We start from the raw sequence: 11,955 nt of genomic DNA, 5'->3' as shown, positions 1-11,955 counted from the left end.
TCTCCGCCGCCACCCGCAGACGGACATATTCATCATGGCACTCCCGAAAGACGTAAAGAAGGTCGTTCTCGCCTATTCCGGCGGTCTCGATACCTCGATCATCCTGAAATGGCTGCAGACCGAACTCAACGCTGAAGTCGTTACCTTTACAGCCGACCTTGGCCAGGGCGAAGAGCTCGAGCCGGCGCGCAAGAAGGCCGAGATGCTGGGCATCAAGGAAATCTTCATCGAGGATGTCCGCGAAGAATTCGTCCGTGACTTCGTCTTCCCGATGTTCCGCGCCAATGCCGTTTATGAAGGCGTCTATCTGCTTGGCACGTCGATCGCCCGTCCGCTGATCTCCAAGCACCTGATCGAGATCGCCAAGAAGACCGGCGCCGACGCGATCGCTCATGGCGCGACCGGCAAGGGCAACGACCAGGTTCGTTTCGAAATGTCGGCCTATGCGCTGAACCCCGACATCAAGATCATCGCGCCGTGGCGCGACTGGTCTTTCAAGAGCCGCACCGATCTTCTGAACTTTGCCGAACAGCACCAAATCCCGGTTGCCAAGGACAAGAAGGGTGAAGCGCCGTTCTCCGTCGACGCCAACCTGCTGCACTCGTCCTCCGAGGGCAAGGTTCTTGAAGATCCGGCCGTCGAGGCTCCCGAATATGTGCATATGCGCACGATTTCGCCGGAAGCTGCTCCTGACCAGGCAACCACGATCAAGATCGGCTTCAACAAGGGTGATGCGGTCTCGATCAACGGTGTCGCCATGTCGCCGGCAACCCTGCTTGCCCAGCTCAACAACTATGGCCGCGACAACGGCATCGGCCGTCTCGACCTCGTTGAAAACCGCTTCGTCGGCATGAAGTCGCGCGGCGTCTACGAGACCCCCGGCGGCACTATCCTGCTGGCCGCTCACCGCGCAATCGAATCGATCACGCTCGATCGCGGCGCTGCTCACCTCAAGGATGAGCTGATGCCGAAATATGCCGAGCTGATTTATTACGGCTTCTGGTTCTCGCCGGAGCGCGAAATGCTGCAGGCCCTGATCGACAGGAGCCAGGAACATGTCGAAGGTGAAGTGACGCTGAAGCTCTACAAGGGCAATGTCATGGTGATCGGCCGCGAAAGCGCCAAGTCGCTCTATTCCGACCAGCTCGTCACTTTCGAAGACGATCACGGCGCTTACGACCAGAAGGATGCAGCCGGCTTCATCAAGCTGAATTCGCTGCGCCTGCGCACGCTCGCCAAGCGCAACCAGCTGAAATAATCGGGCTTACCGATTTGTCAGATCAGGCCCCGCTGTCATCGCAGCGGGGTTTTTTATTGGCGGCGGCTGATGAAACGGTTGGCGAGGTAGGCCGCGACCGCGGTGAATTCCATGATGGGGATGATCGTGCCGAAGGAGGTCAGCGGGTTTGCGAAAGTGGCAGCGACCAGCCCGCCCACGAAGCCGCCGCCCATCTGGATGAAGCCCATCAGCGCAGAGGCGGAGCCTGCGACCTTCGGAAATGCGGCGAGGCCGGAGGTGACGACATGCGGCGTCAGAAAGGCGATGCCGAAGGTGCAGATGCCGACCGGGACCATGATCGACAGGAAGTTCGGATCGAGCAGGTGTACGGACAACAGCATCAGGAAGCCGCCTGTTCCGCAGAAGCCGATGCCGATCGCAACCGCTGCGGGGCCTGATATGCGGCCGGAGATCATGCGCAGAGTGATCGAACCCGTCAGGTAGGAGCCGGTCTGCGCCAGCATGCCGAGGCCGAATTGCGTCGGGCTGAGGCCGACCACATCGATCAGGACGAAGGGCAGCATGGTGCCCTGGGCATAAAGCGCGCCGATAGAGCCGCCGAGGATGAGCGAGGGGAAGAGGAAACGCAGGTCGGTGATCAGGCCGGCATAGGTTTTGACCAGCGTGACGGGCTGCAGGCGCGAGCGATCAGGAATGGCCGTTTCCTTCAGCGCGAAGATGCAGGTCAGCAATGCGATCGCGCCGAAGGCGATCAGCAGCAGAAAGATCGACTGCCAGCCGAAGGCTGAAAGGGCAAGTCCGCCGATAGTGGGGCCGAGCGCCGGGCCGATCGCCAGAATGATGCCGATCATGTTCATGATCCGCGCGGCCTGCCCTCCGACAAATTGGTCGCGCACGGCAGCGCGGGCAACGGTGACACCGACAGAGGCGCCGATGCCCTGGATCAGCCGTCCCGCCAGGATCCAGTTGACGTCGATTGCCATGGCGCAGATCAGCGAGCCCAGGACATAGATCATCAGGAAGGCGATCGAGGCTTTCTTCCGGCCATAGGCATCCGACACCGGGCCGGCGAGCAGCTGGGCTAAGGCGAAGCCGCCGAAATAAAGCGAGAGCGACAGCTTGATGGCGGATTCCGTCGTGCCGAAAGCGCGAACCAGTTCCGGCATGGCGGGTGTGTAGACCGCCATCGACACTGGCCCGATTGCAGTCAGAAGCGCACCGATGACGGTCGTGCGCCGCTCCGTCATGATTGTCGGGCGGGCGGCGGTATCAGCGTCGCTCATCGGCACCCGTTGGAGCGGGAGGAGAGGTCTCCTGGAGATTCCTATTCACCGCGGAAAGCGACGCTTCCAGTTGGCTTTTTGCCTCCAGAGACAGGCCGGATGTCGCATGGTCGAGAATGACGTGGAGCTCGGCGCGGATCCTGCGGATCATGTCATCCGACGTATTTGTCAGGGCAATCCGCTTGGCGCGCCGATCGGCTGCGCATTTATGGCGCTCGATCAGACCAAGTGTCTGCAATTTGTCGAGATAGGTGCAGAGCGTCATTGGCTCGACGCTCATCTGCGAGGCAATATCGAGCTGCCGGCTGCCTTCATGATCGGCGATGTGTATCAGCGCCCTTGCCTCGCCGGGGGTGAGGCCCAGCCCTGCCGCGTTGATGCGATTTTCAAACGCCGTTCGCAATGCACGCGCGGTATCGACGATCAACAGACCCAGGATATCGCCTTGCGGCACATCATGGGAGATTTTGACTGGAAGGCTCATAAGGTTGACTTACTATCTTTCCGCGTGGCCGCAAACGGAAAAGCTCGCCGCCGCGTGGAACGACTGCGTGAAGCTTCGCTTTGTCGTACTTGATCCAGACACTCGACAACCTATCCTGTAGACCAGAAACAAATCAGAATCGCAGAAGGATTTCCCTTATGGCCAACGCTTCCGTCAACCGTGCCCTTGTCGATTGGAGCGGGCATGAAGGCCTGCCGCGGTTCGATCTCGTGAAAGACGAGGATTTCGCTCCCGCTTTCGAGGTGGCTCTGGCAAGCCACGAGGCGGAGATCGACGCTATCGCCAACAATCCGGAAGCGCCTAGCTTTGAGAACACCGTCGTGGCGCTGGAAATTGCCGGTGACGAGCTTTCCCGCGTCTCCTCCCTGTTCTGGGGCAAGGCCGGCGCGCATACGAACGAGACGATCCAGGCGCTGGAGCGGGAAATCGCGCCGAAAATGTCACGGCATTATTCGAAGATCGGCACCAATGCCGCTCTTTTCGGTCGCATCGATGCTTTGTGGGAAAAGCGGGCGGAGCTTGGCTTGACGCTCGAGCAGGAGCGGGTGCTGGAGCGCCACTGGAAAGGCTTCGTCAAATCGGGTGCCAAGCTTGAGAAGCCCGAGCAGGACCGGCTTTCTTCGATCGGCGAAAAGCTTGCCGGTCTCAGTGCGCAGTTCGGCCAGAATGTTCTCGGAGACGAGAAGGAATGGTCGTTGAAGCTGACCGACGAGGCCGAGCTGGAAGGCCTGCCGGATTTTCTGCGCGATGCGATGGCTGCTGCCGCCAGGGATCGCGGCGAGGCCGACGGCTATATGGTGACGCTGTCGCGCTCGATCATCGAGCCGTTCCTGACATTCTCGGCCCGGCGCGACCTGCGCGAGCAGGCGTTCAAGGCCTGGGTGGCGCGCGGTGAAAACGGTGGTGCGCGGGACAATGTAGCGATCGTTCGCGAGACGCTGGCGCTGCGTGCGGAAAAGGCAAAGCTTCTGGGTTATGAAAACTTTGCGGCCCTGAAACTCGACAACACGATGGCAAAGACCGCCGACAACGTGAACGACCTGCTGCACAAGGTCTGGGACAAGGCGCGTTCCAAGGCGCTGGAAGAAGAAGCAAGCCTCGGCAAGCTGGTGGCGGAAGAGGGCAAGAACCACCCGGTCATGCCGTGGGACTGGCGTTATTATGCCGAGAAGCTGCGCGAGCGGACCTTCTCCTTCTCCGAATCCGAGCTTAAGCCCTATCTGCAGCTGGAAAAGGTCATCGAAGCCTGTTTCGATGTTGCCAAGCGGCTGTTCGGCGTGACGCTGGCCGAGCTGAAAGGCATTGCCGCCTATCATCCGGATGTGCGGGTGTTCGAGCTGCGCGACGAGAGCGGTGCGCTGAAGGCACTGTTCCTCGGCGATTATTTCGCCCGGTCCTCCAAGCGGTCCGGCGCGTGGATGAGTTCGTTCCAGTCGCAGCACAAACTGCCATTGAAGAATGGTGCTAAGGGCGAGCTGCCGATCATCTACAATGTCTGCAATTTCGCCAAGCCGGCGGAAGGCAAGCCTGCTCTGCTTTCGCTCGATGACGCCCGCACGCTCTTCCACGAGTTCGGCCATGCGCTGCACGGCATGCTGTCGGATGTCACCTATCCGTCCGTCTCCGGCACGGGCGTGTCGCGCGATTTCGTCGAACTGCCGTCGCAGCTTTACGAACACTGGCTGACGGTGCCGGAAATCCTCGAAAAATATGCGGTGCATTACGAGACCGGCAAGCCGATGCCGAAGGAGCTGCTCGACAAGGTTCTGGCGGCGCGCACCTTCAATGCCGGTTTTGCGACGGTCGAGTTCACCGCATCGGCGCTGGTCGACATGGCGTTCCACACGCGGGCTCCGTCGGATGATCCGATGGCGGTGCAAGCGGAGGTTCTGTCGGAGTTGAAAATGCCGGCCTCGCTCGTCATGCGCCACGCAACGCCGCATTTCCAGCACGTGTTTTCCGGTGAGGGATATGCAGCCGGATATTATTCCTACATGTGGTCGGAAGTGCTGGATGCGGATGCGTTTTCGGCCTTCGAAGAGGTCGGAAATCCGTTCGATCCGGTCATGGCGCGCAAGCTCAAGAACAACGTTTATTCTGTTGGCGGCTCGATTGATCCGGAAGTCACCTACAAGGCCTTCCGCGGCAAGCTGCCTGATCCGACGGCGATGCTGAAGAAAAAGGGATTGGCGATGGTGGCGGAGCTTTCGGGCGGCGACGCCTGATCTTATCCCGCTCTTCGCGAACAACTGTCATCCTGGTGTCATAAAAATGTAACCCGCCTGTCATGCAGGCTGACTATGGAACCGGCATCATCTTCTGCCGACGCCGGTTCCCATGAAAATTGATAGCCTTGCACGCAACGTTGCCGTATCGACGGCCGGACTGGAGCTGCACTATGGTGCAACGCCGGTACTCAAGGGCATCGATGTGGCTTTGGGGCAGGGCAAGACGCTTGCGCTTCTCGGTCCTTCCGGTTGCGGCAAGACCACGCTCCTGCGGTTGGTGGCCGGGCTTCTTGCGCCAAGCAAGGGTTCCGTCTCGATCGCCGGGCAGGTGGTTGCCGATGCCGCAAGCGGCATGTTCGCACCGCCGGAAAAGCGTAATCTAGGCATGGTTTTCCAGGATTACGCGCTCTGGCCGCATATGACGGTCGGCGGCAATGTCTCCTTTCCGCTCGAGATGCGCGGCATCGGTCGCGCCGAGCGCGAAAGCCGCACGATGCATGCCTTGGAGCGCGTCGGGCTTTCCGCCTATGCCGGCCGCCGGCCGAGCGATCTTTCGGGCGGTCAGCAGCAGCGCGTGGCGATCGCGCGGGCGATCGTCGGCGAGCCGCAGCTTATCCTGTTCGACGAGCCGCTTTCCAATCTCGACCGCGAGCTGCGCGAGAACATGGTTGGTGAACTGGCGGAACTGATCGCCTCGCTCGGCCTCACCGCCATCTATGTCACCCATGATCACTCGGAAGCGCTGACGCTTGCCGATCAGGTCGCCGTGATGCGCGGCGGGTTGATCGAACAGCTCGCGAGCCCGGACGAACTGGTGGCGCAGCCGGCGACCCCCGAAGTTGCCGACTTCCTGCGACTAGGTGGCATTGCCGAGTTGCAAAACCGCGATGCCTGCTGGTTCTTCGGCAATAGCGACGTTGCGTTGATGCGCGCCGATCATGGCTCGGCCGGCACGCGCAGCATTCTCATCCCTGTCTCGGCCATCACGCCCGGCGAGATCCAGCAGGATCGGGTGGCCGCCAGCGTGCTGCGCTCGCAGTTCCGCGGCGACGGGCATCTGGCAACCGTTTCGCTGATCGGCGCCGATCAGGTCGAGCTGCAGGTCCTGAGCCGTCAAAAGCTGAAGCCCGGCGATGGCGTCGGCCTTTCCATCGATCTCGGCCAGATCCGCTGGTTTGAAAATTCACGTCATCCGCATCCGTAAGCATTTACCCCAACAGGAGTTTTGGGACATGTTCAAGTCGTTGAAGAGCATTACACTCGGCGCCGTCGCCGCCGTCCTGATGGCCGGCGTCGCGCATGCCGACATCACCGTCTACACCGCCGGCCCGCAGAGCCTGATCGACAAGATGTCGGAAGGTTTCACCAAGGAAACCGGCATCAAGGTCAATGTCTTCCAGGCGACCACCGGCAAGGTCATGGCCCGTATCGAAGCGGAAGCATCGAACCCGGTCGTCGACGTTCTGATCTCGGCTTCCTGGGATACCGCGACCGACTTCGAAAAGCGCGGCTGGTTGGTCAAGTATTCCAGCCCCAACGCTGCCAAGGTTCCGGATTTCCTCAAGTCCGACTATGCCGTCGCACAGGGCATCTCGGCTCTCGGCATTGCCTGGAACACCAAGAGCGGCACGCCTAAGCCGTCCGAATGGGCTGACCTGACCAAGCCGGAATACAAGGACATGGTCAACATTCCCGACCCGGCACAGTCCGGCTCGTCCTTCGAACTGACGGCTGCCCTTGCCGGCCAGGACGATTTCAAGCTGTTCAAGGATCTGCAGGCAAACGGCGCGATCATTGCCGGTGCCAATGCCGAAGCGCTGAACCCGGTTCTGCAGGGTGCCAAGGCTGCCGTCTTCGGCGCGGTCGACTACATCACGCTTGCTGCCGCCAAGAAGGGCGAAAGCGTCGAGGTCGTCTTCCCGGCTTCCGGCACCGTCATTGCACCGCGTCCGGCGATGATCCTCAACTGGTCCAAGAACCAGGACGAGGCCAAGAAGTTCATCGACTACATGCTGTCTGACGCCGGTCAGAAGATGGTTGCCGCCCAGATGCTGATGCCGGCCCGCAGCGACGTTGCCGCCGACCGTCCGCTGATCAGCGACCTGAAGCTCCTGAAGTTCGACAACGCTGCCGTTTACGGCAAGCGCAAGGAAACGCTCGGCGAAGTCACCAAGATTTTTGGTGGCAAGTAATTTTCGCTGCGACGCCGTCTGCTCTTTGGAGCAGGCGGCGTTGTTTCACTTTGAACGTCGCGCATCATTTTTCAGGTCATCTCATCCTATGGCTTAAAGAATGCTGCGGCAGGACATAAAGGACTGAGTGATGGCGGCAAAAAGCGTTGGCGGACCGGCCCCGGCGGCATGGCTGGCGATTGCAGGACTGCTTCTCGTCGTTGCCGTACCCTTTGCAGCGGTCGTCATGCAGGGCGTTTTTCCTGAGCTCGGCCAAGGCTCGTTTGCGAAGCCTTTTTCCTCCTTTATCGCCACGCTGAATGACGGTGCCTTGATCGGCATGGCCGGCAATACGATCCTGCTCGGTTTCTGCGTCGTGCTGGCTTCGGCTGTGGTGGCTGTGCCGCTCGGCGTGTTTCGCGCGCTCTATCGTGTGCCGGGGGCGGCGCTGTTCGACGTGGCTCTGCTCGTGCCCTTCATGATCCCGCCCTATATCGCCACGCTCGGCTGGATCATGACCTTGCAGCCGCGCGGGTATCTGCAGCAGTTGCTGGGTTTCAACCTTTCGCCCTTCCTGTTTTCTCTGGCGGGCATGACCATGGTCATGGCGTTCAACACGTTCCCGGTCGTCTATTTCGCCGTATCGCGCACGGTCGAAGCGGTCGGTGCGCGTTATGCGGATGTCGGCCGGGTGTTCGGCGCCACGCCCGCGCGCGCCTTCTGGCGGATCACGCTTCCCCTGTCTGCTCCGGGTCTTGCCGCCAGCCTGATGCTGGTGTTTGCTGCGGCGATCGAGGAATACGGCACGCCTGCAGCGCTTGGCCGTCGTGCCGGTTTCCAGGTTCTGGTCACCGGTATCGATCTTCGCATTTCCGACTGGCCGATCGACCTGCCGGGTGCCTCGATCATGTCGCTGCTGCTGGTCGGCCTGTCACTTGTGACATTCCTCGGCCAGCGCTGGATTCTCGCGCGCCGCTCCTACCAGACGGTCAACGGTAAGCCGACCGCCAAGGACAAGCGGCCGCTCGGGGCGATGAAGTGGCCGGTACTTACGGCTTTCATCATCGTCTCGTTCCTTGCCACTGGCGTACCGCTTCTGTCGATCCTTGCCACCGCCATGTCGCGGACGATTTCCGGCGGGCTGGCGCTCGACAACATGAGCTTCGACAATTTCCTGCAGGTGTTCGGCAACAGCGCTGGGGCGCTCGGCGCGCTTGCCAACAGCTTTTCGCTCGGTATCGGCACGGCGCTGATTACGGGTCTCATCGGGGTGACAGCCGCTTACACGGTGGTGAAGACGAAAATCCGCGGACGGCTGGCGATCGACAGCCTGACGATCATTCCGAATGCGCTTCCCGGCATCGTCGTTGCCGTCGGCCTGATCCTCGCCTGGAACATGCCGTGGCTGCCGGCGACTCCCTACAATACGCCGTTCATCCTGCTGCTCGCCTACTGCTGCATCCTGCTGCCGCAGACGATGCGTTACTCCACGGCCGCCTTCCAGCAGATCGGTGACAATCTCGAAGCCGCAGCCCGCGTGTTCGGCGCGTCCGGCATCACGGCCTTCCGCCGTATCCTTCTGCCGCTCGTGTTTCCGAGCCTCGCCTCGGCCATGCTGCTCGTTTTTGCGCTTGCCTCGCGTGAGCTGGTAGCGTCCGTCGTCATCGCGCCGGTCGGCATGCAGACGATCGCCACCTTCATCTGGCGTCAGTTCGAACAGGGGTCGATCGGGCTCGGCATGGCCATGGCGTTCATCGCCATTCTCATCACCACTCTCCTGCCGCTTCTCCTGCTTGCATTGTTGAGAAGGAGCGGTCTCGTCGCCGAATAGACCCATGGATTAAGCCGTTGCGCTCGGCCCCCCTTTCGCATTTGCAAAAAACGGGGTATGAGCGCGCCAACGAAATTGGCGTGGCCCCGTGATTGTTGCGCCCCAACTTCAGAGAACCTCTAATATGGCACTTCGCAACATCGCGATCATCGCGCACGTTGACCATGGCAAAACGACGCTCGTTGACGAGCTCCTGAAACAGTCGGGCTCGTTCCGCGAAAACCAGCGCGTTGCAGAACGCGTCATGGACTCGAACGATCTCGAAAAGGAACGCGGCATCACGATTCTCGCCAAGGCGACGTCGGTTGAGTGGAAGGGCGTTCGCGTCAACATCGTAGATACCCCAGGCCACGCCGACTTCGGCGGCGAAGTCGAACGTATTCTTTCGATGGTGGACGGTGCGATCGTTCTGGTCGACTCGTCTGAAGGCCCAATGCCGCAGACCAAGTTCGTCGTCGGCAAGGCGCTGAAGGTCGGCCTCAAGCCGATCGTCGCGATCAACAAGATCGACCGCCCGGACGGTCGCCACGAAGAAGTCATCAACGAAGTTTTCGACCTGTTCGCAAACCTCGACGCCACCGACGAGCAGCTCGACTTCCCGATCCTCTACGGTTCGGGTCGCGATGGCTGGATGAACGTCAACCCGGAAGGCCCGAAGGACGAAGGTCTGGCACCGCTGCTCGATCTCGTGCTCAAGCACGTTCCGGAGCCGACAGTCGAAGAAGGCCCGTTCCGCATGATCGGTACGCTTCTCGAAGCCAACCCGTTCCTCGGCCGTATCATCACCGGTCGCGTCGCTTCCGGTTCGATCAAGCCGAACCAGGCCGTCAAGGTTCTGTCCCAGGACGGCAAGACGGTTGAAACCGGCCGTATTTCCAAGATCCTCGCATTCCGCGGCATCGAGCGTACTGCCATCGACGAAGCGATCGCTGGTGACATCGTCGCCATTGCCGGTCTGTCCAAGGGCACCGTTGCCGACACGTTCTGCGATCCTTCGGTGACCGAGGCCATGCAGGCTCAGCCGATCGATCCGCCGACCGTTACCATGTCCTTCATCGTCAACGACAGCCCGCTTGCCGGCACCGAAGGCGACAAGGTGACGAGCCGCGTCATCCGTGATCGTCTGTTCAAGGAAGCCGAAGGCAACGTTGCGCTGAAGATCGAAGAAGCCGAAGGCAAGGATTCGTTTTACGTGTCCGGCCGCGGCGAGCTTCAGCTTGCCGTTCTGATCGAAACCATGCGTCGCGAAGGCTTCGAGCTTGCCGTTTCGCGTCCGCGCGTCGTCATGCACAAGGACGAGAACGGCACCACGATGGAGCCGATCGAAGAAGTCGTCATCGACGTCGATGAAGAACATTCCGGCGTCGTCGTTCAGAAGATGTCCGAGCGCAAGGCCGAGATGACCGAACTGCGTCCTTCGGGCGGCAGCCGCGTTCGTCTGAAGTTCCTCGCTCCGACCCGTGGCCTGATCGGCTACCAGTCTGAACTTCTGACCGACACGCGCGGCACGGCGATCATGAACCGTCTGTTCCACGATTATCAGCCTTACAAGGGTGAAATTGCCGGTCGTACCAACGGTGTTCTTCTGTCCAACCAGGCCGGTGAAGCTGTTGCTTACGCCATGTTCAACCTGGAAGACCGCGGCCCGATGATTATCGAGCCGGGCGAGAAGGTCTATGCCGGCATGATCATCGGCATCCATACCCGCGACAACGACCTCGAAGTCAACGTTCTCAAGGGCAAGCAGCTGACGAACATCCGTTCGGCCGGCAAGGACGAAGCCGTCCGCCTGACCCCGCCGATCCGCATGACGCTCGACCGCGCGCTCTCCTGGATCCAGGACGACGAGCTGATGGAAGTCACGCCGAAGTCGATCCGCCTGCGCAAGATCTATCTCGACGCCAACGACCGCAAGCGCTTCGACAAGTCGAAGGCAGCTCTTTAAGCCGTCCTAAAATCTAGTTGTGAAAAGCCCGGCCGCAAGCCGGGCTTTTTTGTGTTCCTGCAAATCGCACAGCTTGTAACCGAGGTTAAAAAAGCGTTAACTCGATGGACATTGTCCCCATCAGAACTCTGTGGGCAATCCGTCTGGTTAATGATTGACCGATGGCGGAGCCCGCATAGCAGGACCTAAAGTCGCGTTATGAAGACGTTGTCTATCGATGTTCGGCGGGCAGATCCGCAGGATGCCCGAGCCATCTCGGATGTACACCGGCAGAGCTGGGTGCAGGCCTATGCGGGTCTCATTCCGCACAAGCCGCTGATCCAGATGCTGGAACGTCGTGGCGAGAAATGGTGGCGCAAGGCAACGGACGGGCCGGCAACGCTTCTCGTGGTTGACGTCGCCGGCGAGATTGCCGGTTACGCGACGGTTGGCCTCAACCGCGCCCGGGCGCTGCCCTATGACGGCGAAATCTACGAGATCTATCTGCGGCCGGAATTCCAGGGCATCGGGCTCGGACGGCGGCTCTTCGGCGAAAGCCGCAAGCTTTTGACCTCGCTGGGCTGCCGCGGCCTGGTCGTCTGGTGCCTGGAAGACAGCGAGCATGCGATCCGCTTCTTCCGCCGTCACGGTGGCAACGATGCCGTTGAGGGGATGGAGGATTTCGGTGGTTCGCAGCTGAAGAAAGTCGGCTTCGTCTGGCAGAATTGATATGCCCTCAAGGTGTGTCGAGGAATAACTTTCCTCTCCTTGCG

The 11,955-nt window shown here is 60.6% G+C and carries 9 protein-coding genes; 7 read left to right on the top strand and 2 right to left on the bottom strand.

All coding sequences use genetic code 11. The annotated features are described in order from the left end of the window. Positions 1–34: 34 nt before the first annotated feature. Complete coding sequence (locus tag GGE33_RS22965) at positions 35–1,258, top strand: argininosuccinate synthase (protein ID WP_183828456.1); 1,224 nt, start codon at positions 35–37, stop codon at positions 1,256–1,258. Between the two features lie 53 nt (positions 1,259–1,311). On the opposite strand, the gene GGE33_RS22960 is transcribed toward GGE33_RS22965, so the two are convergent. Both GGE33_RS22960 and GGE33_RS22955 read right to left on the bottom strand, forming a co-directional pair. Beyond that, on the bottom strand, positions 1,312–2,487 hold the full coding sequence (locus GGE33_RS22960) for a multidrug effflux MFS transporter (RefSeq protein WP_183828616.1): 1,176 nt from the start codon (positions 2,485–2,487) through the stop codon (positions 1,312–1,314). Between the two features lie 22 nt (positions 2,488–2,509). Beyond that, positions 2,510–3,007: a MarR family winged helix-turn-helix transcriptional regulator gene (locus GGE33_RS22955; RefSeq protein ID WP_148147826.1), complete on the bottom strand. Its 498-nt coding sequence runs from the start codon at positions 3,005–3,007 to the stop codon at positions 2,510–2,512. A gap of 158 nt (positions 3,008–3,165) precedes the next feature. On the opposite strand from GGE33_RS22955, the gene GGE33_RS22950 reads away from it, so the two are divergent. From GGE33_RS22950 to GGE33_RS22925, 6 genes are all read left to right on the top strand, one after another. Continuing rightward, a complete protein-coding gene (locus tag GGE33_RS22950; protein WP_183828453.1) occupies positions 3,166–5,253 on the top strand; it encodes a M3 family metallopeptidase in 2,088 nt (695 codons plus the stop codon). 112 nt (positions 5,254–5,365) lie between these two features. After that, positions 5,366–6,460 carry an ABC transporter ATP-binding protein gene (locus tag GGE33_RS22945; protein WP_183828450.1) on the top strand — a complete coding sequence of 365 codons (1,095 nt, stop codon included), beginning with the start codon at positions 5,366–5,368 and terminating at the stop codon, positions 6,458–6,460. Between the two features lie 28 nt (positions 6,461–6,488). Further along, the gene (locus GGE33_RS22940; protein ID WP_183828447.1) at positions 6,489–7,448 is read left to right on the top strand and encodes an ABC transporter substrate-binding protein; all 960 of its coding nucleotides are present in this window, start codon (positions 6,489–6,491) and stop codon (positions 7,446–7,448) included. A 130-nt stretch (positions 7,449–7,578) separates the two neighbouring features. Then, positions 7,579–9,258, top strand: a complete 1,680-nt coding sequence (locus GGE33_RS22935; RefSeq protein ID WP_183828442.1) for an ABC transporter permease — start codon at positions 7,579–7,581, stop codon at positions 9,256–9,258. 124 nt (positions 9,259–9,382) lie between these two features. Next, on the top strand, positions 9,383–11,203 hold the full coding sequence (gene typA / locus GGE33_RS22930; RefSeq protein WP_148147831.1) for a translational GTPase TypA: 1,821 nt from the start codon (positions 9,383–9,385) through the stop codon (positions 11,201–11,203). A 198-nt stretch (positions 11,204–11,401) separates the two neighbouring features. Beyond that, positions 11,402–11,911 (top strand): GNAT family N-acetyltransferase, encoded by a 510-nt coding sequence (locus tag GGE33_RS22925; RefSeq protein WP_183828439.1) that lies wholly within the window; start codon positions 11,402–11,404, stop codon positions 11,909–11,911. The last annotated feature ends 44 nt before the right edge of the window (positions 11,912–11,955 follow it).

Origin of the sequence: Aliirhizobium cellulosilyticum, assembly GCF_014198105.1 — a bacterium.
GTDB lineage: Bacteria > Pseudomonadota > Alphaproteobacteria > Rhizobiales > Rhizobiaceae > Neorhizobium > Neorhizobium cellulosilyticum.
Note: the sequence above shows the minus strand (reverse complement) of the source record. Positions and strands in the feature narration are given on the sequence as shown.